Raw genomic sequence first — 25,194 nt, 5'->3', positions numbered from 1 at the left:
ATTAATTTTAAGCCATTATTTTACTTTTTTAATATTGGCGTTCATAAAAACATAAAAATCGCTTATAGGGCTTAAAATATATGTTAAATCAAAAACCTGCCTTTTTTGCAAAAAATCTTTCGCTTGTGATAGCCATTTTGATCATTTTTGGTTGCGCGGCTATTCAAAAACCTCAGGGTGGCCCGCGTGACCTTACCCCGCCCAAATTGCTGAAAGCAACACCGGCCAACATGACCAGAAATTTTAATGCAAAAGAAGTTAATCTTGAGTTTGATGAATTTTTTAAACTCACCAACACTTACCAGGAAATTACCATGAGCCCTACCCCGGAGAAAGCACCGGAGTATAATGCCAATCGAAGAACACTTCAAATCAAATTTAAAGACACGCTGCAAAAAAATACAACTTACGTTATCAATTTTGGTAAGGCAATACAGGATGTAAATGAAAGCAATGTGCTAAAAAACTTTACTTACGTATTTTCCACCGGTCCGCATATTGATTCTTTGAGCATGTCGGGTTCGGTGATCAACAGCACCACACAAGAGAGAGAGAAAGATGCTACAGTAATGATCTTCCCTATAAGCCAAGACTCGTTGCTGTTTGGCAAAAAGAAACCAAGCATATTTGCAACAACAGATTCATCCGGTAACTTTTCTCTTAACAACTTACATGAAGGTACTTATCGCATTTACGCGTTAAAGGAAGCCAGCCCGAATAAGATATTCGATAACGATAAGGAATTGATCGCTTTCTCAAAAAAACCTATAGTACTTACTAAAGATTCGAGCAATATCCGCCTCGCACTCTTCCAGCAGATACCAAACAAATTCAGGGTTGAAAAAAAGTTTGGTACAGATGGAGTATTAGCGCTAAACTTCAACAAACGCCTGGCCAGTCCTTCGGTTAAAATAATTTATCCGCCTGCATTAAATGATCAAAAAATAGTAGAAATAGCCAAGACCAAAGATACTGCCACAGTTTATATGAAAAATATGGATTGGGATTCGATAAGTGTAGCTGTTTTTGATAATAATAAAGTTTTAGATACTATTTATCAGCGCAAGCAAAAGAAAGAATCGTTTACCCGTAATTTAGGTTTTAAGTACGGCATAAACAGAGACAACAGGCTTAAACCGGGAATGGATCTATCTATAACTGCTAACCTGCCTATAGCCTCATACGAACAGGGCTTGATGATCCTTAAAGAAGATTCGACAACTATACAAAACTTTACAATTACAAAAGATACCGCATCAACCCGTACGGTCTATTTAAAATACCGTTTCAGGCCGGGGCGCAAATATCAGCTCACTTTAAATGAAGATGCTTTTACAGATATTTATGGCGATAAAAACAAACGTGCAGGGGTTAACTTTGAAGGTGATAAACAAGAAAATTATAGTCAGCTTACTTTAAAAGTAACCGTTCCGGAGCCTGATAAAAGTTATGTAGTTGAGTTATTGGATGACCAAAAGAACTTATTAAGAAGCGACCCTATAACCAGCAGCACCTCTATAATCTATAAAAACTACCTAACCGGTAAATACCGTATAAGAGTGGTTTATGATAATAACAAGAATGGCCGTTGGGATAGTGGTAATGTAAAGCAACAACAACAGCCAGAGAATATATGGCTTTATGATAAGGAACTTACGCTGAGGCCCAACTGGGAATCGGAAGAACCTTTGGCCATCCCTCAAGAACAGGTTACTCTTTAAACCAGCCCGAATACATGATATAATTATTCGGCAACTTATCTAATAAAGCCCTTTGCTCATCAGTAAGGGGCTTTATTTTTTTAGCGGGAGAACCGGCGTATAAATAGCCCGATTCGCATACGGTGCGTTCTAATACAACAGAACCTGCGCCGATGATCACATACTCCTCTACCACAGCATCGTCCATTACAATGGCCCCCATGCCTATTAAAACATTATCCTTTAATGTACAACCATGTACAATGGCGTTATGACCGATTGAAACATTGTTACCTATATTAGTTGGCGCTTTTAAATACGTAGCGTGGATGCAAGCATTATCCTGGATATTGGTATTGTTACCTATCTTGATGTAATGTACATCACCACGGATAACGGCATTGAACCAAACGGAGCAATTATCGCCCATTACCACATCGCCCACTATAGTAGCATTAGGCGCAATAAACGAATCTTTACCAATCTGGGGCGATTTATCTTTTACAGGTAGTATAACAGGCATATTTTAATGAGTGATTTTTGAATGAGTGAATGAGTGAATAAATTATTATGTTTGATGATACAAGCGAAAATAGCTCAGCTGGTAGAGCATCAGTTTCCCAAACTGAAGGCCGCGGGTTCGAACCCCGTTTTTCGCTCAAATACAAATATTAATGTGTTAAGACCATTTTTTTTTCTCCTTCTTATCGCAAGTCCTTACAACTTATTTGGGCAAGACGATAAAATGAGTGTTAAATCATTTATAGATTTAACAGACGTAACAGCAATTGAAATTCATGATTCAAATAACAATAAAAAATGGATCGTCAATCAACAAAGCTTGAGATTAATAAAAGATATATTAGCCAAATCGTACTACACTAATCAACTCTTAGTAAAACCGGGACACTTGTCGATTAAGTTCATAGGACCTCAAAACTTAAAGAGTTACATCATATACATGTATAATGACGGTATCTACTTTGACCCGTTTCGCTACCGTAGAGATGGTAAACTTAAAAATAAAGAAAAGCCTGTCTCGATAGTTTTAACGCGGTCAATAAATTGGGCCAAGCTAAAATAGTTCAATGTGCTAAAACACCGTATCTTCTAAAACTTCTTGATGTGCAGGGTAGTCCGTAGTATAATGCAAACCCCTGCTTTCTTTACGCATCATGGCCGATTTTACTACGATGTACGATACTTGTATCAGGTTACGCAACTCACAAAGTTTAACGGATAGTTTAGTTCGTTTATAAAACTCCTCAGTTTCTTCATATAATAAACGCAGGCGGCGCATGGCCCGCTCCAGTCTGAAATCTGAACGGACGATACCTACATAGTCATTCATCAGCTTTTGCATCTCACGGATGTTGTGTGTAACCAGGATATCTTCGTCTGACAACTGCACACCTTTCTCGTCCCAATCCGGTATGTTATCCGGTACTACTATGTTAGAGAAATCAACAACCGCATCCTTATATATACGATGGGCAAAAACCAATGCTTCTAATAATGAATTAGAAGCCAAACGGTTAGCACCATGCAGTCCTGTTGATGAACACTCGCCACAAGCATACAAGCGGTTAATAGACGAACGGCCCTGATGATCTACCAGTACACCACCACACATATAATGGCACGCAGGTGCAACAGGTATCATATCGCGGGTCATATCTATACCCATATCTAAACATTTGGCGTAGATATTAGGGAAATGCTGCAGGATATCCTTCTTCTTTTTATGCCTTACATCAAGATAAACATAATCCTCACCCGATTTTTTTATCTCAGCATCAATAGCACGTGCTACAATATCTCTTGGTGCTAACGACTTACGCGGGTCATACTCCTGCATAAACTCTTCACCATTAGTACGTTTTAATATACCCCCGAAACCACGTACCGCCTCTGATATAAGGAAAGATGGATATTCGCCCGGATTATATAAAGCCGTTGGATGGAACTGGATAAACTCCATATTCCTTACTTTACCTTTTGCACGGTAAACCATGGCCACACCATCACCGGTAGCAATAACAGGGTTAGTAGTAACAGAGTAAATATGCCCCGCACCACCAGATGCCATTACGGTTATCTTTGAAAGTATCTTTTCAACATGATTAGTTTCTGTGTTGAAAGCATAAATACCGTAACATTTAATATCCTCGGTAGACTTATCCACAAACTCACCTAAATGGTGTTGGGTTATCAGGTCTACTGCAAAGTAATGTGTCAGTATTTCAATATTAGGTTCGCGGTGGATCTCTTCTAATAAAGCACGCTCTATTTCAAAGCCGGTTATATCCTTATAATGCAGTACTCGAAACTCAGAGTGGCCGCCCTCTTTTGCCAGGTCATAAATGCCATCGTTTGTCTTATCGAAATTAGTACCGTAGTCTATTATTTCGTTAATTCTCTCCGGGCCTTCGGTAACAACAGCCCTAACAACTTCGGGGTCGCAGAGGCCATCCCCGGCAATTAAGGTGTCATTTATATGCTTTTCAAACGAATCTTCTTTTTTATCCACAACTACTGCAACACCACCCTGGGCGTATTTAGTATTGCTTTCGTCCTCGTTAGCTTTTGTAACTATCAGAACCTTACCGTGCTTTGCAGCTTTAAGTGCAAAACTCAATCCGGCTATACCCGATCCGACAACAAGGAAATCAACATTTCTGGTCATGCTTTGTATATGTATTGTGTAAAATTAGGTTTTATGTTAATAAGCGGGGTAAAACGTGTTAAATTTGTGTAGGAAAAAAATCAGAAAAAGTATTGACTGTGGATAACCCCGATTTTTTGAGATTTCGACAGATCTTTTGAGCAATTTATAAGACAGTTTCACAACGAAATCAACAATTTTACACACCGATAATTATTAACAAATAAGTATTTAAACAAAAAGTTGTTTACGATATGGATTTAAAAATCAATTAGATAAAAAATATAAAGACGTTTAAAATTGTTAATAACAATGGAAAAACAACTTTTTAGCTAATTCGTATCCCGACTTTTTAACATAACTAACACCTTAACAAACAATAGTTTTATTTTAATATAAAAAGAAGCTATTATTAATTGATTTGTGGAATGAATACCTTCGAAGAAATAAATGTGAAAGGATTTGCCGACGAATACATCGACCCGACGCTTGATCTTTTTGCGGAAATAGATAAACTCAAAAAAGAAAAAAATGCTGTTATACTGGCCCATTATTACCAGGAAGGAGATATACAGGATATTGCCGATTATATTGGCGATAGCCTTGGCCTTTCGCAACAGGCTGCTAAAACAGATGCCGATATCATTGTTTTTGCCGGTGTACACTTCATGGCCGAAACAGCAAAAATATTATCACCCGATAAGAAAGTTCTGCTACCGGATCTGAAAGCAGGCTGCTCACTGGCTGATAGCTGCCCGCCGCATTTGTTCAGGAAATTTAAAGAGCAATACCCTGACCACCTGGTAATTACCTACGTAAATTGTACAGCAGAACTGAAAGCTTTAAGCGACATCGTATGTACCTCGAGCAACGCGGTACAGATTGTAGAAAGCTTACCAAAAGACCAAAAGATCATCTTTGGGCCCGATAGAAACCTTGGCGCATGGGTAGCCAAAAAAACAGGCCGCGACCTGGTACTATGGAACGGTGCCTGCATGGTGCACGAGATATTTAGCCGTGAAAAGATCACTAAGCTTAAAGAACGCCATCCTGATGCCAAGATACTGGCCCACCCGGAGTGTGAGGAAGTGATACTGGAACTGGCCGATTACATAGGCTCTACTACCGGTATACTGAAGTACGCTACTAACAGCCCCGCTAAGGAATTTATCGTAGCTACAGAATCGGGTATTATGCACCAGATGGAAAAGGATAATCCTGATAAAGTATTTATCCCGGCGCCGCCAAATAACCTTTGTGCATGTAACGATTGCCCGCACATGAAACGCAATACACTGGAGAAACTTTACCTGTGCTTAAAAAATGAAATGCCCGAGGTTGAGGTACCTGCGCATATCATTAAAGAAGCTGTAAAGCCGATAGAGCGTATGCTGGAGATATCAGCTAAATTGGGTTTATAAGCCCTGTAAGACATTAATGCCAACGGATAGGTATCTTGGTACTGATAATAGCAAATGAGAGCCTTAAACGGCTGCTATTGGAAAACTAAGATAGAAAGTAGTACCTGCATCAATAGCGGTATCAAACCAAACCTTTCCGTTGGCATTTTCTATTGAGTTTTTAACAAAGGCCAAACCAAGGCCTGTACCGGAACTTTTGGTAGTAAAGTTTGGCTCAAATATTTTCTCGCGCATATTCTCAGGTATGCCGCTGCCGTTATCTTTAATAGTTAAAAGGATGTTTTTTGTCGTGATGAGGTAATTGATCTCTATCTCACATTTCCTGTCCTCAGGCGTAGCCTCTATAGCGTTTTTAAGCAGGTTGTTAAAACAACGTAACAGCTGGTCGCGGTCGGCATCAACGTTAAATGGTGTTTCGGGCCATTTATAGGTGATCAGTACATTGTCCATTTGTTTAAAGATGGTTACCGCCTGGTTAAGGATATCAAAAATATTCATCCGCTCTATCCTGGTATCAGGCATCTTAGCAAAAGCCGAGAACTCAGATGCAATGGATGAAAGGCTTTCTATCTGCTCAACAAATGATTTGCTGAAACGCTCAAATTTCTGGTCAAACTTAGGGTCTTTATCCTTCCATGATTTATCAAGCAACTGTAAGCCAAGTTTAAGCGGCGTTAGAGGGTTTTTGATCTCGTGGGCTACCTGCTTAGCCATTTCACGCCAGGCGCTCTCACGTTCAGACTGTGCCAGTTTTATAGCGCTTTGTTCAAGCGCAGCAATCATGTTGTTATATTCTTTTATCAGTGCCCCTATCTCATCATCGCGGTCCCATTTAATAGGCTCGTTCTTTTTACCGTAAATGGTTTTACTTAAGTTGTATTGGATAAAGTTTAGCGGCGCTGTTATTTGCCTTGCTATGATCACCGCAAACAAACCAATGGCTATAAATACCAGGGCATAAACGTTTATCATGATGTTAAGCAATGAGCCTATACGCTCTGTATAATCGGCCTGGTTGGCAAAGTAGGGTAACTGCAGGTAAGCAATGGTTTCGTGCCTAACATTGCGGATGGGTGTATAAGCAGCTTTATACGATAGTAAACCTATCTTTTCATCACTTAAAACTTCAGATTTTTGCTGACCATTTAAAGCAATAAATGCCCTGCCGTTCATTTGGCGGCAAAGCAAACCATAATCATAAATTTTAGGTTGCGTGGTTAACAATAATTTGCCGTTCAAATCAAATAAGCTAAGGTCGGCAGAGTAGTTGCCGGCCAAATTATCAAAGGCTACCCTCGCCTGTTCATTATCGTAATTTAAACGATCAACCAGCGGGCCCACCTCAAAAGCCGTTGCTATTTGTAAAATTTTTGATCGTATCAGCTTCTCCTGCTGTGTTTGAAACTGCGAACTGATAGATACAAAAGTGATTATACCCACCAATATCAGCGTAATTACTACGGCAAATATCATAGAGAATTGTATACGCGTACGGTATAAGATCTTATCGAGGCTTATTTTAAAGCCCCATTTAATGCGGTTATTGTTAACCGTTAATATCCTTACTCTTATCCATAACAACCTTACCAAAATTACCAGCGTACCAAATAAAAGCAGGATAACAAAGAAAAAAGTTATGGCCGTTATATTTGATAAAAGCGCATTGTTTTCTTGTGTAACTACAATAAGGTTACGTTCGCTTTGCTTGTACAGCAGGTGGTTATATGTGGTAAACCTACTGGCTAAAGCGTTGTTGGTACCTTCAGATGTTTGCGTGGTATAATCATGCAGTTTTCCTTTAAACTCATTATTACGTACGCTGTAAACGTAATTACCGCTTTGCGTTACCAGGCGGTTATCAGCATAAAAAGCAAAAGAATAACCTTTAAAATCATCGCTATTTCCTTTTACCTGCTTATCTATCAACAGATCGGGGAATGAACCGGGAATCAAAAGAGGTTTAGACTTTAGTTCAATAACAACCGTACCCAGGTTATTGTCATTATCGAATACCGGTAAAATGGCAAAGTAGCTTTGGAAACCGAACGATTCGTTCTCCCGGTAGAAGTAATCAGATACTTTGTATGAACTGTAAACCACCATATCCTTGAAAACATCAAGCGAGTAGTTTTTTTCTACCGATATAGGCGAACCATTGGTATCGTATCCATGTACCTTAAAATCATATTTAGAAAGGTATTGGTCAAAATATGTTTTCTTTAAGCGGGTTTCCAGGTAATCATCGCTTCGGTCGGTACTTTTAAAGTACGATACCAGTAACGAATCTTTACTTAGGTCTTTTTCTATTTTTTTGAAGATGCCATCAGCTATAGCATCATCAGGCATCTCCAGTTTTTGGATCAGTACTTTTCTTACACCTTCTTCCCTAACCTGTTCAAAATGGTTAAGCTTTATGGCCGATATAATGGTACATATTAGTATTACCCATATAAAGGTCATCGAGGTAAACCGCCGGTTCTCATACTCATAAGCGTAACCCCTTATCAGTATAATAAACATCCACAAAATATTGTACATGCTAAACTCCCAGTAAAAAGTGGTGACTGCGGTTACAATAGCAATTGCACTAATAAAAATAATAGCCTGCTGCGAGGTTGGAATAGCAAGTTCAAAACAAATAGTAAGCGATATCTCGCTTAGCAGAAAGAACATCAGGAAACTGAAACAAAGCATCAGTACACCTAAATAACTAAAGCCAGATAAATTAAGGATGTTATTTACATCGAAACTTATCTTAGAGTTAATTACCAGGCCGTAGAATATCCTTAAAAGCTCGTTTGAGATAAATATGAGTATGCCCAATATGGCTGCCAGGATAACGTAGCTTAAAATTTTTCCCGGCTTTTTTTTCACCAACCGGTTGCGCTGGGTGTAAGCAAATGCAAAGAACCAGCATAAGCACAGGATATTGATACAAAAATCGCCCAGGGAACGGAATACGGGTGATGATGCATATAACTGGGGGCTAAATAATGATAATTGTTCGGTAAATACCGGTATACCTAAAAACAGGTTTATTATCCTGATGATGATCAAAGAACCGGCAAGGAACAAGAAGGAAGCATACACCCACTTACGAGCAAGATATTGCGTAATGTTTTGGATAAGTATGCATAAGCTGATAATTGCCAATACCCAAAAACCAACAACAAGGTTAAAGAAACGATGATTTACACCTTTTGTGAGTTTTAAAGAGAATAGGTAAACGCCATTAACATCATGCACGGCGTATACTTCTTTATCAGTAAAATCGGCAATTTCTACATTTTGATCGGTGGTGAGATCTTTTGCAAAAACGTTGCGCAGATATTCGTTTCCGAAAGGATAGCTGTTTCTTACAGGGATAAAAAATATAACCACTGTTTCACCATCGGTTTTACGGATAGCTTCGTAATAACCATTTGGTTGTTTTATAAAAGAACAGCCTTCTTTTATCCTTTGGACCGCCTTCGGCGGGATAACCTTAGCACCCGACCAAAAATTAAGTTTCCCGTTTTTGTATACCAGTGCCCATATACCACGTTTCATGGTATAATCCTGGATAAAATTGAGGCCTTTTTTAGGGGTATTACGTAAATTCTTTATCTCCTCAAAAGCTTGCTTACTGGTTAGGAAGTTATAAACAAGCGTTTCTTTTTTATGGAGATTATTTTCGAGCAGGCGTGCCGTTTGCACCAAATTGTTGGCCGGCGTGTACGTGCTTTCTATAGCCAGTGCTGTAAACAGTAAACTGGCAAACAATAAGGCTAACAGTACCCGTATTTTTCCGGCGGTTGACAATTATTTTTGTATCTAATAGGTAGTATAAAAATAAAGCCACCCAAAAAGGGCGGCTTTATGTAATGTATTATTCCTGGATGGCTGCGCTTGCAGTAGCAACCTCGCGGTTTACCTTTTTAACAAGTCCTTGCAATACTTTGCCGGGGCCAACTTCAGTAAATGATGTTGCGCCATCTTCAAGCATGTGCTCAACGGTTTGCGTCCAGCGTACCGGGCCGGTCAATTGTGCAATCAAATTATGTTTTATCTGCTCAACATTGGTATAAGCTTTTGCATCAATGTTTTGGTAGATAGGGCAAACCGGTTTGCTAAATGCTGTATTCACAATAGCTTGCTCCAGCTCAACACGTGCAGCTTCCATTAATGGTGAATGGAAAGCACCACCTACGTTAAGTTTCATAGCGCGTTTTGCGCCTGCCGCGGTCATTTTTTCGCAAGCTGCATCAATACCGGCAACCGTGCCCGATATAACCAGCTGGCCAGGGCAGTTATAATTTGCCGGTACAACCACATCAGTTAATTGCTGGCAGATATCTTCAACCGTAAAATCATCCAAAGCTAAAATAGCTGCCATGGTACCCGGTTGTATCTCACACGCTTTTTGCATAGCGTTTGCACGTGCAGCTACCAGGCGTAAACCATCTTCGAACGATAAAGCGCCCGATGCTACCAAAGCAGAGAACTCACCTAAAGAGTGGCCTGCAACCATATCCGGCTGGAAATCGCTGCCCAATACTTTAGCCAATATTACCGAGTGCAGGAATATAGCCGGCTGGGTTACATTGGTTTGTTTAAGATCTTCTTCGGTACCCTCAAACATTACATCAGTAATGCGGAACCCTAAAATTTCGTTCGCTTTTTCAAATAATTCGCGGGCCTGTCCGCTTTGTTCGTAAAGGTCTTTGCCCATTCCCAGAAACTGGGCACCCTGCCCAGGGAAGATGTATGCTTTCATAAGTTGCCCCCTAACCCCCTAAAGGGGGAATAAGTGTATATGTTTAGTAATTGATATATAAATAAATAGCTCCTGCTTCTCCGCCAGCTGGCGGAGGTTGGGGGGCTATTAACTCAATCGTGATGAGATCAAGTTTAAAAATTCTGTCCTGGTTTTTTCTTTCAAAAACTCGCCGGTAAATGCCGATGTGGTAGTTACCGAGTTTTGCTTTTGTACACCGCGCATGCTCATGCAAAGGTGGCGGCACTCTATTACCACACCTACCCCGATAGGGTTAAGCGTTTCCTGTATACAATCGCGTATCTCGTTGGTTAAACGCTCCTGCACCTGCAATCTGCGGGCAAAAACATCAACTATACGCGGTATTTTGCTTAGGCCAACTACATAACCGTTCGGTATGTAGGCAATATGCGCTTTTCCAAAAAATGGCAACATGTGGTGCTCACACATCGAATATACTTCAATGTCTTTAACAATCACCATTTGGCTGTACTCTTCCTTAAACATGGCCGAGTTAAGGATCTCTTTAGCATCCGAATCATAGCCATGGGTAAGGTAAAGCATAGCTTTTGCTACACGCTCGGGCGTTTTAAGTAAACCTTCGCGGTTTGGGTCCTCGCCAATTTGTTTTAAAACTTCGTGGTAATGGCCCGATAGGTTTTGGATCAGTTCGGGATTGTAACGGTCAACTTTTTGGTAACCGTTTATGCCCGCGTCCCTGTCAGGAATGTTGTCGTCGTCGTCGATCATCTATAAAGGTTTACTCGCCAAAGTACTCGGCAGAATTATTTTCGGTTTCAAATAATCTTACAGAATGCAAAAATACGCCTTCGTGTGCTTCAATAGGGCCTTTTAACTGGTTGAAAATTTCAATTGTCAGTAATTCTGTCGAAGCCATTTTGCCGGCCATAAACTCCACATCTTTATTGATGTTCTTATGATCCAGCTTTTCTATCACGTATTCGTTAATGATCTGTTTCAGATCTTTAAGGTCAATAAGGTAACCGGTAGCATGGGTAACTTCACCTTTTACAGTTACAAAAAGGTTGTAGTTATGGCCGTGCCAGTTAGGGTTTGCGCATTTGCCAAAAACCTCAAAGTTTTTCTCGGCGCTCCACTCCTCGCGGTACATACGGTGTGCCGCGTTAAAATGTTCCTTGCGCGTAATATGTATCATCATAACTTTTAATGGTGCAAATATACAAAACAAAAACAGGCGAGTTGTTTTATCTTAGCTTTCAAAAAATAGAGCTTATGCGGGTATTGTTTGTAGCAGCTACGGAGTTTGAAGTTGAAAGTCTTAAGTCCGAAGTCCGAAGGCTTAAGTCCGAAAGTGGAGATTCAGACTCCAGACTTAGAACTAACGACTTCAGACTCCTAATAACCGGCGTAGGTATGGTAGCAACAGCCTATGCCCTTGGCCGCGAACTGGCCACAAACCAATATGACCTGGCCATAAACCTGGGTATTGCCGGCAGTTTCGACCGTAATATTGCCCTGGGTGATGTTGTGGAGATAACCGAAGATAACCTTGCCGAACTGGGTGCCGAAGACGACGAAAAATTTTTGCCGATAGCAGAAATGGGCTTTGGGAAAAGCGCCTTCGGCGCAACTAAACCGTTGGAAGAACTGGTTGACCTGGGCCTTAAAAAATGTTCGGCAGTAACGGTGAACACTGTCCACGGAAATGAAGCGTCTATCCAAAAATTACAGCAACGTTTAAAAATCCAGATAGAAAGTATGGAAGGAGCGGCCTTCTTCTACGCCTGTTCCGAGGCCAAAGTAGCATGCATCCAGGTACGATCCGTTTCCAATTACGTGGAGAAACGCAACCGCGATGCCTGGCAAATAGGCCCGGCTATTAAAAACCTTAATGAGATAGCCATAAAATTGTTGGATGCGCTTAGCATAATGTGATAAGTGTTCAGGGTGTTCATGCGCGTGAACACTTAGGCGGTGAAGCCCCCTCTAAATCTCCCCCGACAGGGGAGACTTTTTACTAAGTCTTTTTTATAGCCCCTCTCCCTCGGAGAGGGGTTGGGGAGAGGCCTATTGTGCTTTCTCTACCCTCAAACCGGCATCAGTAACCTCATGCAAAGGGTTATCGCGCATGTTCTGTTCTATCTCAAAATGCCACTTGCCCGCCGTCGGGAATTTGTATGCTTTGCGGATAGGGATCTGGTAGCTATACATATTACCGGTACCGCTGCCCAGCCACTCGCCATCGGGTTTGGCCAGCTTAAACTCGTAACGGGTAACCAGTGTTTTCTTGCCCGGCGAGGTCATTTTTACCAGTGCAAACATGTTTGAATAGCGGTAGTTACCCGTTACCCGCACATTAAAATACAGGTTATACGGGATGTTGTTATCAGCAATATCAACATCATACTTAACCCTGTTAACGTACGACCAGTTGTGGTTGGCAATCTCGGTATTATCGTCCATCACCCTTGTAGGATCTGAACAACCCTGGGCAATTGCCGCTACCATTAACCCCAATAATAAAGCTCTTAACCTTACCATATATTACTGCGGATTTTGAGGTGGTGCACTGTTGCCACGTTCCTGATTACCGCCACCACCGCGGTTACCACGGTGCCTTCTGTTACGGTTGCGGTTATTGTTGCCGCTGCCTTCCGTTTTTGGGCCTGCGTTTTGAGCGCCTTCGGCGCGTTCTCCCTGAGCTTGTTGCGGCTGCTGCGGGCGGTTTGGCCTGTTATTTTGTTGCTGTTGCGGACGGTTACCCCCTTCGCCACCCTGCTGTTTGCCTTCCGGGCGAGGTTGGTTTTGCTGGCGGTTATTGTTATTATTTTCAGAGCGTTTAGCCTGCTGGTCGCCGCCACGGCGGTTGTTATCGCGGCTTTTCTGTTTTTGCTTGTTCTTGTTGCGGCGCTCATCCAAACGGGTAAGGCTATCCTGGCCAACAACGTTCTCGTAATCAAGCACTTTTGCCGGTTTGGTTTCTACCTCAACTACCTGCCCAAGGTCTTCAACCAGTACGCCCTCTTTATTTAACGCTTGTATCTCTTTAACACGTTTAATAGGCAGCGGGATCCATGATTCGGCACCAGGGAAACTGAACCACATCATGCGTTTAAAGATGTCGGTTTTTTGCAGGCGGGCATCACCGTTTTGGGTCTTTAACACATTTACATTATCGGGGATGTGTTTCAGCGCGTCCATATAAGTATCCAGCTCGTAGTTGAGGCAGCATTTTAATTTGCCACACTGGCCCGCAAGCTTAAGGGTATTTAAAGATAGATTTTGGTAACGTGCGGCAGCGGTAGAAACCGTTTTAAAATCGGTTAACCAGGTACTGCAGCAAAGCTCGCGACCGCATGAGCCAATACCGCCCAAACGGCTTGCTTCCTGGCGCATACCTATCTGGCGCATCTCGATACGGATGCGGAAAGCCTCGGCCATTTTCTTGATCAGTTCCCTGAAATCAACGCGGCCTTCGGCCGTATAATAAAAGGTGGCTTTGGTTTTATCGCCCTGGTAATCCACATCACTTATCTTCATTGATAAGTTGAGGTTAAGCGCCAGCGTGCGCGATTTGTGCATGGTTTCCCACTCCAGATCTTTGGCAGCTTTCCACTTATCTACATCGGCAGGCGTAGCACGGCGATAGATCTTTTTAACAACATCAGCTTCTTTAACATGGCGTTTGTGCATTTGCATACGCACCAGTTCGCCGGTTATCGAAACGTGGCCGATATCATACCCACCTGTAGTGGTCTCTACGGCAACCAGGTCGCCGTTCTCCAGGTAGATATTATCGTTGTTATGAAAAAATTCCTTTCTCGATCCTTTAAATCTTACTTCGATGATCGAAAATGGCTTATAGTTAGTTGGCATGTCCATGTGCGACAGCCAATCGTGTACATCAAGTTTGGCGCAACCATTAGTAAGGCATGAGCCATTACTTTTGCAGCCTGCCGGCGTACATCCGCCGGATGAGCAACTTCCGCATCCCATAATTAGTTCGGTATATAGTGATTCCCCTCGGGGACAATTTTCAAATGTAATATTTTTATAATCTGTAAAGATACGTCTAAAAACAAGATTTTAGGGTTTGCATTCCTTTCTATATGGTAATGCGCCGTTTCAAGCTCGCTGATCACCGCCTGAGCCATACCCAAACTGATAACGCCCGACATTTTTTTGGCCATTTCCATTTCATGCTCGGGCAGTTTCACAATTCGCTCCGCACCTGCACGTAAAAGGCAGCATTCCCGAAGGAAACTTATTCCGTATCTGATAAAATTCTTTTGGTTCTCACGCCCCATCTTGGCGGCCTGGTCTACAAAGCTCAGCACCTCGAGGCCTTTGTTGCTTACACACAGGCGCAGCCACTGCACAAAAAGTTCGTGATAGCTTTTGGTATCTTGTTGCAGCATGCCCAAGGCTTCGGTCATGTTGCCATTGGCGAGGTAGGCTATTTCTGAAGCTGCTGTTTCTGTTTGATGATGGCGGGTAAGCATCTCGGTTTTGATATCCTCATAATTTAAACAAGGAATTTTAACCAGTTGCGTACGCGACAGGATGGTGTTCAGTATCTGATCCTGATTTTGCGCCACCAATAAGAATAATGTATTCGGCTGAGGCTCTTCAATTACTTTAAGTAAAGCATTACCCTCTTTATCCAGATACTCGGGCAACCAAAGGATCAGGATCTTGTAAACCGATTCAAATGGTTTAAAGCTGAGTTTCTTGATGATCTGGTGGCACTCGGCAATATTGATGTTAGCTTGCTTGTTCTCGGCGTCCAGATATCCGCGCCACAAGTCGAGGCTTAGGTATGGGTTAGCCGTAAAAGCTTCGCGCCATTGTTCAATAAAAGTAAGTGCGTTATCATCCTTATGCTTCGCGAAGAAAGGGTATGAAAAATGCAGATCGGGATGCATCAGTTTCTGGTATTTGCGGCACGATGAACAAACCCCGCAAGAATCATCGGGCTGTTTATCCTCGCACGATAGATACTGTGCATAGGCCACTGCCAAAGCCAAAGAACCCGACCCCTCGGGCCCCAAAAACAACTGGGCATGACTCACCCTGTTCTCGGCTACCGAATTGATCAACCTTTGCTTTACCTCTTGCTGCCCTATGATCTCTTTAAACTGCATTTGGTGCAAGGTAACGAATAGATTTTAGATGTGAGATATGAGATTTGAGACCGCGGGGCGTTTACCGTATCTTTGGCGCAAAGATTCAATTGAAATGGTAGTTTATCTCATATCTCATATCTCACATCTAAAATCTGCGAAGCTATGAGGATCATGGCTTTCGACTACGGTACAAAGCGTATCGGCATTGCCGTTACCGACCCTATGCAGATCATAGCAACGGGATTGGATACCATACACCCTATGCATATTATTGATTACCTGAAGAAATACCTGCAAACCGAACAGGTGGAGCGATTTATAGTGGGCGAACCCAAGCAGATGGATAATACGCCATCACAATCGGCCATACATGTAAGGGGTTTTGTGAATTTGCTGAAGAAGACCTTCCCCGAGGTTCCCATTGAAATGCTGGATGAACGCTTTACTTCAAAAATGGCATCGGCAGCCATTGCCCAAAGTGGAATGGGCAAAAAAGCAAGGCAGAGTAAAGAGCTGGTAGATACGGTATCGGCAGTGATATTGCTGCAAAGCTGGATGAGTAAAGGTTTTTAAGTTGAAAGAGTTTTATGAACGATATGAGGCACAGATAAGGGCATTGGCCGTTGCGCCAATAGTGTTTATCGCATTGTATTTTATTAGCAGGGAGCCAAAGTTTTCTTGTGATGATTATGCAAAAGGATTTAGAGACGATTACGAATGCCATTTGATATTATCCCATAAGAGCGACGACCACATTTTTGCCTATTTTTTTGGGACGGATCTTTATACACACCAATCAACAGATGTTAAAGATGGTAGCAAGTGGATCTCTAAAAACTTCGATAAGTTTCGTAAAGGCGATACCATTATCAAAAACAAAGGCGAATACACCATAACCATTAAAAGAAAAGGAGAAGTTGTGAGTATCCCTTTTGAATGTAACAGGATATACCCCGATACTTTAGCTGCCCGCAAATAGCAAAGCATCTGTTAAAATTTGTTAACGTACTTGTGAATGCAAAGGCTAAATAAATAGTTTTGGTAAAATACTATTTATACCCATGAAAAGCCTTATCACCTTAACAGCTTCCCTATTATTATCGGCACAACTATTTGCGCAAACCAATACGGCTACGCCGGATGCCGGTTATAATCTTGATTTTGAAAGAGTATCTGCCGGCAGGTCGTTGCCCGATAACTGGGAGATATTCTTCCACGAAACAATATATAAAGACGATTATAAATACGACACCGACACAAAAGAGAAGCATGGGGGTAAATACTCCTTATTAATAGAGCAAACCAAATCTACGGATGCCCGCTCTTTTATGAGCATAAAGCAGGTTATCCCGGCAAAGTATGCGGGCAAACAATTAGAGTTTAAAGCATGGCTAAAGTTTGAAGGAGTTGAAGATTTTATGGGCCTGCTGATACGCGCTGATGATATTAGAGGGAATGTGTTAGACTTCCGCTCAATGCAGGGCCAGAAGATAAATGGCACCGGCGACTGGAAACAGTATTCTCTTAAATTCAACATCCCACAGTACGCGCAAAACATTTCGGTGGCGGCCATATTAAAAGGTGCTGGCAAACTTTGGGTTGATGATGCACAGATCTTGATAGATGGTGATGATATCTCTAAAGCTAAAACCAAACCCGACTATGACCCCAACGCCATTGCTTACGGGTATAACAAAGCAGCATCGGGCACGGTAAAATTGAAAGATGCCACGCTTTATTATGAGACCTACGGAAAAGGCGAGCCGCTGCTTTTGCTGCATGGCAACAGCCAGGAAATTTATGCCTTTAATTTTCAGATAAAAGACCTGGCTAGAAAATATAAGGTGATTGCGGTAGATACCCGCGGCCAGGGCAAAAGCACCGATGAAACCACCGGCCCGCTCAGCTACGACCTGTTTGCCGATGATATGAAACAACTGCTTGATTCGCTCCACATCAAAAAGACAAACATCCTTGGCTGGAGCGATGGCGGTAATACGGGGTTGATAATGGCCATAAAATATCCTTCGTATGTAAATAAGCTGGCTGTAATGGGTGCCAACCTGTTCCCTACCAATGAGGCCCTGCCCGATAAAGTGCTTGAACAGGTAAAGGCACAATTGGCAACCTACAAACTCTCTAACCAGCCCAAAGCAAAAATGCAGGCCCGCCTTTTTACCATGCTGTTAGAAGAACCGCACCTGACGTTTGATGATGTCCGCAAAATTAAATCGCCGGTATTGGTACTGGCCGGCCAGGACGATCTGATACTGGAGAAACACACCCGCGCCATTGCGGATGCCATCCCCAAGGCAAAACTTGTGATATTTAAAGGTGCAACGCACTACGCACCTGTAGAGATACCGAAGGTGTTTAATGAGACGGTACTTAACTTCATAGACCGCTGATTTCCTTCACCCGCGCGTCATTGCGAGGTACGAAGCAATCTCCGAGCTGTACAGAGCCGCTTGTCCTAAAGAGATTGCTTCGTACCTCGCAATGACGCGGTTTTATATTTTTCGCTGGCGCACGCGTGCCGCGTGTGCTGTTATAACAGCCGCCACGCGTTAGGGATAGCAACGGATACCGGCCATGCGCCTAATGCCCGTGCGCGTATGAGTGTATAGCCCGACCCGAAGGGGAACGCCCATCTAAATACCTATATAATATTGTAAAACAACACTTTATCCATCGTAAAATCCCATTAAAAATAAAATTCTTACCTTTGCCGCCATGGAAATTCTTGACGCGGCCTTGCAAGGCTACCTTGATAACCATTGCGACCCCGAGCCGGTGGGGTTGCAAAAGATAAATCGGGATACTCATCTGAAGATGCTGAAAGCTAATATGCTGTCAGGTCATTATCAGGGCCGGGTGCTGAGCATGCTCAGCAAAATGATGCAGCCTAAGCTTATTTTAGAAATAGGGACCTTTACCGGTTACTCGGCTATTTGTTTAGCCGAAGGATTGGTTGAGGGTGGCATTTTGCATACCATTGAGGTGAATGCCGAGTACGAGGAAATGCTCAATTCACACTTTGAACAAACAAATGTGGATAAAAAAATCAAGCTGCATATTGGCCCTGCAGAGGCCGTATTGGCTGATTTTCAAGAAAATAACTTTGATATTGTGTTTATCGATGCGGATAAACGAAATAATTTTAAGTACTTTGAGTTAGTACTTGATAAGTTAAGACCCGGAGGGTTAATAATAATTGATAACGTTTTGTGGAAAGGAAAGGTGTACGACGAAACCCAAAAGGACGCCGATACCGAGAGCTTTCGCAAACTAAATGAACAGATAGCTGTTAACACACAGGTTGAAAAATTAATTCTACCAGTGCGCGATGGACTATTGCTCATCAGAAAAAAGTAAATTATGAAGAAACTCTTAACTATTGCTCTTCTTTCAGTTTCAGCATTAATTGCATCAACATCAGCTGCTTCAGCTCAAAGTGCTCCACAATCTTATATTGATAAGTTCAAAGATAATGCCATTCGTATTATGCATGAGACCGGCGTACCGGCAAGCATCATTCTTGGAGTGGCCATGCACGAGAGTGCAAGCGGAAAAAGCGCAATTGCCAAAAATTTGAATAACCAGTTTGGTGTAAAAGGCGGCGGTGGTGCCGTGTACTATAAAGGCAACAAAAAGGTACGTACATCATATAAAAAATACGACAGCGTGATGGATTCTTTTAAAGATTTCGCCCGCATCATGACTGAGCGTAAACAGTTTAGCCACCTGGCTGATAAGTTTACGCAGTACGATTACAAGGGCTGGGCTAAGGGCATTCAGCGCAGTGGTTACTGCAGTAGCCGTACCTGGGCATCGCAAGTGGTAAACATCATCAAAAGATACAGCCTTGATGATTATGATGATGATCCAAACCCGGACTCGACAGCTACTAAAAAACCCGAATTAGCAAGCAATTAATTTTTTGCGATTTAAAACCTTAAGTTTGGCTCAGCTATAAGCAAACTCATGCGTAGACTTCTTATCCTGTTAATTGCTGCTTTCTGTTTTACATCATGTTCTGCCAAAAAAGGCACCATAAGCAGCAGCAAAGCCCGTAAAAACAATCAAGCCATTCAAAAGCGCAACCGCGCAAGTATTGCCGCGCATAAAGATCTCACATCGCTTGAGTATATTGAGCAGTTTAAAGGCATAGCCATTGAGGAGATGAATGCCTACGGCATACCGGCAAGTATTACGCTTGCACAAGGTTTGTTTGAGAGCGGCGCCGGCAACAGTGACCTGGCGAAGTTTGCCAATAACCACTTCGGTATAAAATGCGGCAGCGGCTGGACAGGCGAAAGCTACTATAAGAACGATGATAACGAGAACGATTGTTTTCGTGTTTACTCAAATCCTGAAGAATCATTCCGCGATCACTCTACCTTTTTAAAGAAGAAAAATTACGCCCGCCTTTTTGAGCTGAATAAAAACGACTATAAAGGCTGGGCTTACGGTTTAAAAGCTTGTGGTTACGCCACCAACCCAAAATATCCGCAATTGCTGCTCAATATCATCACTAAATACCAGCTTGATCAGTATGATCGTGCTGAGGGAGAGGTAGCCAAAATAAAACGTGAAGACCGCGTACTGGCCGAAATAAGCGATAACGCGAATACGCCACAGCAAGACAGCATTACCAAAACCCCGCCCGACGATAAAATTTACACCGTTAAACAGGGCGACACACTATACAACATATCCAAACGTTTTGGTATCACTGTTGACGACCTTAGGGAACTGAACAGACTGCCTGATGCCGGCATAAAAATTGGCCAGAAACTGGTTGTAGTGAAATAGTGTGTTAAAGATTGTTAAAGAATAATTCATCGCGCAGCAAAACTGTAACTTTAAGATCCCAAATGAAGTTATGGCTTACCTCTGTTTTTTTAATGCTATGCTTTACCGGCTTTGCGCAAAGCACGGTAAGCGGGATAGTATTTGATAAAAACAGCAATGCCCGTATAGCAAGGGTAAGTGTTACCAACCTCACATCGGGCAAATCTGTTTACAATACTTTTAAGGGCGAGTTTGAGATACAGGCCAAACCCGGCGATAGGCTCGCGTTTGTACAAACCGAGCATTTTGGCGATACCATTACTGTTAACAATTACGAATCAATGGCGGTTTACCTTAAGCCTGTAGCCATACAGCTGATGGAAGTTACCGTAAAAGGAAAGAACACAACGCCTGAGAAGCAACTGGAGAAAACCAAGCAGGAATACAGTAAAATATACGGCTCCACGGCTAATGCCGATCTGTTAAGTTTGGGCAGCGGCGGGGTTGGTTTAAGTATTGATGCTTTATATAATGCCTTCAGCAAAAGTGGCCGCAATGCCGAGAAACTGAGAGGGATAATTGATGCCGAGTATAAGCAAAAGGTGATAGACTACCGGTTTAACAAAGCATTTGTACAGGGCATTACCCACCTGGAAGAGCCAAAGCTTACCGATTTTATGCAGAAATACCGCCCCGGTTATTACCTGGTAACCACTGCCGGCGACTATGAGTTTATCTCTTACATCCGCACCAACCTTAAGCGCTACCTGCGCAGGCCGCGATCATACGAGGTTGCTCCCCTGCCCGAGATAAAATTGGATGTAAACTGATTCTTTAACGCACGCAAATTCTGCACATTTCTAAGGTATTTTTAATTAATGCAATGAAATAAGAGATTTTTGCTTTTTATTTGTGGCATGTTGAAAACCGGTATTAAGCTTTTTTTACTGTCATTCACTTTTGCTATCGGGGCATCAGCCCAAACTACCGACTCGGTTGCAAAAAAAGATACCGTTAAGATAGACACCGCTCTACTTAACAAATACCGCATCAACACAAAAAAGAATGCCATCCCGGTACCGCCAACCCCTTTGGAGATAAGGCAGGAACTAATACCGGTTACCATGTTGGATTATAAAGTGAGCTACTGGCGCAAAGCCATCACCTTTGGGTTAAATTTTAACCAGGCCGCGTTTACCAACAATTACTCAGCGGGTGGTGTATCATCTATCGCTATCGGATCAAACTTTATTTACCATACCGAGTATAACAAAGCACCGTTCAGTTACATATCTGAACTGAACCTGCAGTACGGTAAATCAAAAAGCAAAGGCTTAGGATCGCGCAAAACAAACGACCGTATTTTTTGGGATAACAAGTTTGCTACGCAGATGGCAAAACACTGGTTCTTCTTCGGGTCGTTGAGTTTCGAGTCGCAATTTGATAAGGGTTACAATTATGATGCTAACCCGGCGGTTGCGCCTACCCAGATCTCTAACTTCATGGCTCCCGGTTACCTCACTGAGTCAATCGGTTTTGAGTATAAGCCTGTATCATACTTCGATCTGCGTTTAGGTACCGGTACCGCCCGTCAAACTTTTGTGTTAGACGAAAAGGTTTACGCGCAAGACCAATTAGAAGCTTACGGTGTTAAAAAAGGGAAAAACGTCCGTACCGATATCGCATTCCAGGCAGTAGCCATTTTTGATAAAGACATTGCACAAAACATGCACCTTAACACCCGTTATGAGATGTTTGTGCCTTACGGCCAGCCATTGAGTTACACCCGCCACCGTTTAGATGCAGTATTAGCGGCTAAGGTTAACCGACTCATCAACGTATCTATCAATGGTACCTTGTTGTTTGATAAAAACACAGGTATCAATGATATCCAGGGCACCGAAGGCTTATCGCTGGGTGTGCTGTACAAGTTCCCGTGATTTTCAGTCGGCAGTAGCCGGTTCGCAGTTTGCAGAAACGTTGATAATGCGCTTCGACAGGCATTCGCTTGCATTTAAAAAATCAAAAGCTATATTTGCGCATTAATATTCTCAAGGGGTGCCTTGCTTTGAGTAAAATCAAACTGAAAGACAGGCTGAGATCATACCCATGATCCCCCGGACCCCCTGAAGGGGAGCAATAAAAACTCTAAAGTCGACTTAGGGTTCTCCTGCTCCCCCTTTAGGGGGCCGGGGGGCGACACCTGATCCGGGTAATGCCGGCGTAGGGAGAGGTAAAAAGTTAATTATGCTGCAGCTTTACCCTGGCTGTGGTTAGTTTAACTAATTTTATTGTTCAACACATTTTGAAAAACTTATTTGTGGCCCTTGCGGCCCTGCTGTTGCCTGTTGTGGCATCAGCCCAATTTTCCATCACAGGGAAAATTACCGATCAATCCGGCGAGGCTTTGGCTAACGCTACCGTTTCTATTACCAACCCAAACATTAACACACAAACTGATGGCCGCGGTAGCTACACCATCAGCAACCTGCCTGCGGGAACTTATGCTGTAAAAGCCAGTTTTATTGGCTTTCAGTTGGCTACCAAAAGCATTACGCTGAACGGAAACCAGACGCTCAATTTTGTACTAACCAACAATGTTTTCACTACCGAGGAAGTAACCGTTACCGCAACTCGTGCCAACAAAACATCGCCTACGGCATTTACCAACCTTAGCAAAAAAGACCTGCAGAAGAACAACTTTGGCCAGGATCTGCCTTACCTGCTTAACCAAACACCATCAGTAGTGGTGACATCTGATGCCGGTGCGGGCGTGGGCTACACAGGTATCCGTATCCGCGGCAGCGATGCCAGCCGGGTGAACGTAACCATTAACGGCATCCCGTATAACGATTCGGAAAGCCAGGGTTCGTTCTTTGTAGATCTGCCGGATATTGCATCATCTGTGAATAACATCCAGGTGCAGCGCGGTGTGGGTACATCAACCAACGGCGCCGGTGCATTTGGCGGGAGTATAAACATCCAAACCACCACCCGCCGCGATACCGGTTATGCCGATATCAGCAGCTCGGCAGGCTCGTTCAATACATTTAAGAACACGCTCAACTTTGGCACCGGCTTAATGGGTGGCAAGTTTGCTGTAGATGGCAGGTTATCGCAGATCACCTCTGACGGTTATATCGACGACGCATCATCAAACCTTAAATCGTACTTTGTGAGTGGTGCTTACTACGGAAAGAACAATACTTTGCGCGCAAATATCTTCTCGGGCAAAGAGCGCACCTTCCAGGCTTGGAATGGTATCCCTGATTATATCATTGGCGATAACACTATCCCAAACCACCGAACTTATAACGAACTGGGCATGATGGACGGCGGCAAACGCTATGCCGACCAGGTGGATGATTACCTGCAGAACCATTACCAGTTATTGTATGATCATAAACTGTCAGACAAGGTATCGTTTAGCGGTGCCTTGCACTATACCCGAGGTAAAGGCTATTATGAGGAATACAAGAAAAACGACTCTGTATCAAACTATGGTTTGAAGCCGGTTAATTACGGCACTGATACCATCAGTACTACTAATTTAGCCCGCCGCCGCTGGTTGGATAATTATTTCTATGGCGTTACTTATGCTTTGAAATATAACCCGCAAACTAATCTGAATTTTACCCTCGGCGGTGCTTACAACGAGTACAAAGGCGCGCACTACGGTAATATTATTTATTCAGAACAAGGTATCGGGGTTGGTCCAAATTATCAATACTATCGCGACGATGCCAAGAAGACTGATTTCAACATTTTTACCCGTGGCGAGTGGCGTTTAGGCGATGTAATATTAAATGCTGATATGCAATACCGCCGTATTTATTACTCATTCCTGGGGTATGACAGGAACCTGAATAATGTTCAGCAAAATGCTACGCTTAATTTCTTTAACCCTAAAGCGGGTATTACTTATGTGTTTAACGAGAACAGCAATGTTTACGCATCATACGCCGTAGGTAACCACGAGCCCAATCGCGATGATTATACCAACTCGAGCCCAAACAGCCGGCCAAAACCCGAAACCCTGCATGATTTTGAAGCGGGTTACCGTACCGCAGGCGATGTTTTCAAAGGCGGCATCAATCTGTTTTATATGCTGTATAAAAATCAGTTGATATTAACAGGAGCGTTGAACGATGTTGGCTCGCCGGCCCGCGTTAACGTAGATGACAGCTACCGTGCGGGTATTGAATTTGACGGCCGCGTACAGGCAACAAAACAACTGAGTATTGCTGCGACAGCAACTATAAGCACCAACAAGATCAAAAACTATACGCAGCTGCTTAAAAATTATGACGATGATACTCGCGTGCCAATATTTTTGAAGAAGACGGATATTGCTTACTCGCCATCGTTCATTGCATCAGGCGAAATAGCCTATGCACCGGTAAAAGGCGGCGAGATCGCTTTGCTTAACAAATACATCAGCAGCCAGTACCTGGATAATACCATGAACACCAACCCTGCAGGCTTAACGGCCACCGGCGATAACCGCTTTGTACGCGACCGCCTGCTGAAAAGCTATTTTGTGAGCGACCTGCGTGTGCGTTACAATTTTGCGGTTAAGCATGTTAAAAACATAGCGCTGGGCGTGCAGGTGAACAACATTTTTAATAAAGAATACGAAGCCAACGGCGCAACCTACCCTGATATTGAGGGCGGACAAGTGGTTAACTACAACTACTTTTTTGCACAGGCAAAAAGGAACTTCATGACATCAGTAACCGTAAGTTTTTAA

21 protein-coding genes and 1 tRNA gene are annotated in these 25,194 nt (G+C 42.8%); 13 read left to right on the top strand and 9 right to left on the bottom strand.

All coding sequences use genetic code 11. The features are described 5' to 3' along the window. Positions 1-80 precede the first annotated feature (80 nt). A complete protein-coding gene (locus D0C36_RS14090; RefSeq protein ID WP_117392259.1) occupies positions 81-1,721 on the top strand; it encodes an Ig-like domain-containing domain in 1,641 nt (546 codons plus the stop codon). Here the strand turns inward: D0C36_RS14090 and D0C36_RS14085 are convergent. Continuing rightward, positions 1,711-2,223, bottom strand: coding sequence for a gamma carbonic anhydrase family protein (locus tag D0C36_RS14085; RefSeq protein ID WP_117392258.1), 513 nt, complete (start codon positions 2,221-2,223; stop codon positions 1,711-1,713). The two genes, D0C36_RS14090 and D0C36_RS14085, sit on opposite strands and share 11 nt — an antisense overlap. A gap of 63 nt (positions 2,224-2,286) precedes the next feature. Between D0C36_RS14085 and D0C36_RS14080 the strand changes: the two genes are divergently transcribed. Further along, positions 2,287-2,359 (top strand) — tRNA-Gly (locus tag D0C36_RS14080). Between the two features lie 434 nt (positions 2,360-2,793). On the opposite strand, the gene nadB is transcribed toward D0C36_RS14080, so the two are convergent. Then, complete coding sequence (nadB, locus tag D0C36_RS14070; protein WP_117392256.1) at positions 2,794-4,386, bottom strand: L-aspartate oxidase; 1,593 nt, start codon at positions 4,384-4,386, stop codon at positions 2,794-2,796. A gap of 407 nt (positions 4,387-4,793) precedes the next feature. On the opposite strand from nadB, the gene nadA reads away from it, so the two are divergent. Continuing rightward, positions 4,794-5,786 (top strand): quinolinate synthase NadA, encoded by a 993-nt coding sequence (nadA, locus tag D0C36_RS14065; RefSeq protein ID WP_117392255.1) that lies wholly within the window; start codon positions 4,794-4,796, stop codon positions 5,784-5,786. Positions 5,787-5,849: 63 nt separating this feature from the next. On the opposite strand, the gene D0C36_RS14060 is transcribed toward nadA, so the two are convergent. From D0C36_RS14060 to D0C36_RS14045, 4 genes are all read right to left on the bottom strand, one after another. Further along, entirely contained in the window at positions 5,850-9,548 is a 3,699-nt protein-coding gene (locus D0C36_RS14060; protein WP_158557115.1) for an ATP-binding protein, read from the bottom strand. Positions 9,549-9,654: 106 nt separating this feature from the next. Beyond that, complete coding sequence (fabD, locus tag D0C36_RS14055; protein ID WP_117392253.1) at positions 9,655-10,542, bottom strand: ACP S-malonyltransferase; 888 nt, start codon at positions 10,540-10,542, stop codon at positions 9,655-9,657. A gap of 108 nt (positions 10,543-10,650) precedes the next feature. Continuing rightward, positions 10,651-11,292, bottom strand: coding sequence for a GTP cyclohydrolase I FolE (gene folE, locus D0C36_RS14050; protein ID WP_117392252.1), 642 nt, complete (start codon positions 11,290-11,292; stop codon positions 10,651-10,653). Between the two features lie 10 nt (positions 11,293-11,302). Next, positions 11,303-11,719: a 6-pyruvoyl trahydropterin synthase family protein gene (locus D0C36_RS14045; protein ID WP_117392758.1), complete on the bottom strand. Its 417-nt coding sequence runs from the start codon at positions 11,717-11,719 to the stop codon at positions 11,303-11,305. Positions 11,720-11,730: 11 nt separating this feature from the next. Here D0C36_RS14045 and mqnB point away from each other — a divergent pair, with 11 nt between their 5' ends. Then, on the top strand, positions 11,731-12,459 hold the full coding sequence (gene mqnB / locus D0C36_RS14040) for a futalosine hydrolase (RefSeq protein ID WP_317126774.1): 729 nt from the start codon (positions 11,731-11,733) through the stop codon (positions 12,457-12,459). 132 nt (positions 12,460-12,591) lie between these two features. Here mqnB and D0C36_RS14035 read toward each other — a convergent pair whose 3' ends face one another. From D0C36_RS14035 to D0C36_RS14025, 3 genes are read right to left on the bottom strand one after another with little or no spacing between them, the layout of a single operon-like run. Continuing rightward, positions 12,592-13,065 (bottom strand): gliding motility lipoprotein GldH, encoded by a 474-nt coding sequence (locus D0C36_RS14035; protein ID WP_117392251.1) that lies wholly within the window; start codon positions 13,063-13,065, stop codon positions 12,592-12,594. Between the two features lie 3 nt (positions 13,066-13,068). Next, positions 13,069-14,520, bottom strand: coding sequence for a PSP1 domain-containing protein (locus tag D0C36_RS14030; protein ID WP_117392250.1), 1,452 nt, complete (start codon positions 14,518-14,520; stop codon positions 13,069-13,071). A gap of 2 nt (positions 14,521-14,522) precedes the next feature. Continuing rightward, the gene (locus D0C36_RS14025; protein ID WP_117392249.1) at positions 14,523-15,668 is read right to left on the bottom strand and encodes a DNA polymerase III subunit; all 1,146 of its coding nucleotides are present in this window, start codon (positions 15,666-15,668) and stop codon (positions 14,523-14,525) included. A gap of 144 nt (positions 15,669-15,812) precedes the next feature. On the opposite strand from D0C36_RS14025, the gene ruvX reads away from it, so the two are divergent. From ruvX to D0C36_RS13980, 9 genes are all read left to right on the top strand, one after another. Continuing rightward, positions 15,813-16,223: a Holliday junction resolvase RuvX gene (gene ruvX, locus D0C36_RS14020; protein ID WP_117392248.1), complete on the top strand. Its 411-nt coding sequence runs from the start codon at positions 15,813-15,815 to the stop codon at positions 16,221-16,223. A 1-nt stretch (position 16,224) separates the two neighbouring features. Continuing rightward, positions 16,225-16,629, top strand: coding sequence for a hypothetical protein (locus D0C36_RS14015; protein ID WP_117392247.1), 405 nt, complete (start codon positions 16,225-16,227; stop codon positions 16,627-16,629). 82 nt (positions 16,630-16,711) lie between these two features. Beyond that, positions 16,712-18,058: an alpha/beta fold hydrolase gene (locus D0C36_RS14010; protein WP_117392246.1), complete on the top strand. Its 1,347-nt coding sequence runs from the start codon at positions 16,712-16,714 to the stop codon at positions 18,056-18,058. A 325-nt stretch (positions 18,059-18,383) separates the two neighbouring features. Continuing rightward, positions 18,384-19,025, top strand: a complete 642-nt coding sequence (locus tag D0C36_RS14005) for an O-methyltransferase (protein ID WP_117392245.1) — start codon at positions 18,384-18,386, stop codon at positions 19,023-19,025. Between the two features lie 3 nt (positions 19,026-19,028). Then, entirely contained in the window at positions 19,029-19,586 is a 558-nt protein-coding gene (locus D0C36_RS14000; RefSeq protein WP_117392244.1) for a glucosaminidase domain-containing protein, read from the top strand. A gap of 48 nt (positions 19,587-19,634) precedes the next feature. Then, positions 19,635-20,465, top strand: a complete 831-nt coding sequence (locus D0C36_RS13995; RefSeq protein WP_117392243.1) for a glucosaminidase domain-containing protein — start codon at positions 19,635-19,637, stop codon at positions 20,463-20,465. 62 nt (positions 20,466-20,527) lie between these two features. Continuing rightward, positions 20,528-21,274: a hypothetical protein gene (locus D0C36_RS13990; protein ID WP_117392242.1), complete on the top strand. Its 747-nt coding sequence runs from the start codon at positions 20,528-20,530 to the stop codon at positions 21,272-21,274. An 87-nt stretch (positions 21,275-21,361) separates the two neighbouring features. After that, on the top strand, positions 21,362-22,384 hold the full coding sequence (locus D0C36_RS13985) for a DUF3078 domain-containing protein (RefSeq protein WP_117392241.1): 1,023 nt from the start codon (positions 21,362-21,364) through the stop codon (positions 22,382-22,384). 365 nt (positions 22,385-22,749) lie between these two features. Beyond that, positions 22,750-25,194: a TonB-dependent receptor gene (locus D0C36_RS13980; protein ID WP_317126773.1), complete on the top strand. Its 2,445-nt coding sequence runs from the start codon at positions 22,750-22,752 to the stop codon at positions 25,192-25,194.

This window comes from Mucilaginibacter conchicola (assembly GCF_003432115.1).
GTDB lineage: Bacteria > Bacteroidota > Bacteroidia > Sphingobacteriales > Sphingobacteriaceae > Mucilaginibacter > Mucilaginibacter conchicola.
Note: the sequence above shows the minus strand (reverse complement) of the source record. Positions and strands in the feature narration are given on the sequence as shown.

Bases quoted from the DNA above. Each gene is read 5' to 3' on its own strand.
- D0C36_RS14090 (WP_117392259.1), top strand. From the start codon at position 81: ATGTTAAATCAAAAACCTGCCTTTTTTGCAAAAAATCTTTCGCTTGTG.
- D0C36_RS14085 (WP_117392258.1), bottom strand. From the start codon at position 2,223: ATGCCTGTTATACTACCTGTAAAAGATAAATCGCCCCAGATTGGTAAA.
- nadB (WP_117392256.1), bottom strand. From the start codon at position 4,386: ATGACCAGAAATGTTGATTTCCTTGTTGTCGGATCGGGTATAGCCGGA.
- nadA (WP_117392255.1), top strand. From the start codon at position 4,794: ATGAATACCTTCGAAGAAATAAATGTGAAAGGATTTGCCGACGAATAC.
- fabD (WP_117392253.1), bottom strand. From the start codon at position 10,542: ATGAAAGCATACATCTTCCCTGGGCAGGGTGCCCAGTTTCTGGGAATG.
- folE (WP_117392252.1), bottom strand. From the start codon at position 11,292: ATGATCGACGACGACGACAACATTCCTGACAGGGACGCGGGCATAAAC.
- D0C36_RS14045 (WP_117392758.1), bottom strand. From the start codon at position 11,719: ATGATACATATTACGCGCAAGGAACATTTTAACGCGGCACACCGTATG.
- mqnB (WP_317126774.1), top strand. From the start codon at position 11,731: ATGGTGCAAATATACAAAACAAAAACAGGCGAGTTGTTTTATCTTAGC.
- D0C36_RS14035 (WP_117392251.1), bottom strand. From the start codon at position 13,065: ATGGTAAGGTTAAGAGCTTTATTATTGGGGTTAATGGTAGCGGCAATT.
- D0C36_RS14030 (WP_117392250.1), bottom strand. From the start codon at position 14,520: ATGGGATGCGGAAGTTGCTCATCCGGCGGATGTACGCCGGCAGGCTGC.
- D0C36_RS14025 (WP_117392249.1), bottom strand. From the start codon at position 15,668: ATGCAGTTTAAAGAGATCATAGGGCAGCAAGAGGTAAAGCAAAGGTTG.
- ruvX (WP_117392248.1), top strand. From the start codon at position 15,813: ATGAGGATCATGGCTTTCGACTACGGTACAAAGCGTATCGGCATTGCC.
- D0C36_RS14010 (WP_117392246.1), top strand. From the start codon at position 16,712: ATGAAAAGCCTTATCACCTTAACAGCTTCCCTATTATTATCGGCACAA.
- D0C36_RS14005 (WP_117392245.1), top strand. From the start codon at position 18,384: ATGGAAATTCTTGACGCGGCCTTGCAAGGCTACCTTGATAACCATTGC.
- D0C36_RS14000 (WP_117392244.1), top strand. From the start codon at position 19,029: ATGAAGAAACTCTTAACTATTGCTCTTCTTTCAGTTTCAGCATTAATT.
- D0C36_RS13995 (WP_117392243.1), top strand. From the start codon at position 19,635: ATGCGTAGACTTCTTATCCTGTTAATTGCTGCTTTCTGTTTTACATCA.
- D0C36_RS13990 (WP_117392242.1), top strand. From the start codon at position 20,528: ATGAAGTTATGGCTTACCTCTGTTTTTTTAATGCTATGCTTTACCGGC.
- D0C36_RS13985 (WP_117392241.1), top strand. From the start codon at position 21,362: ATGTTGAAAACCGGTATTAAGCTTTTTTTACTGTCATTCACTTTTGCT.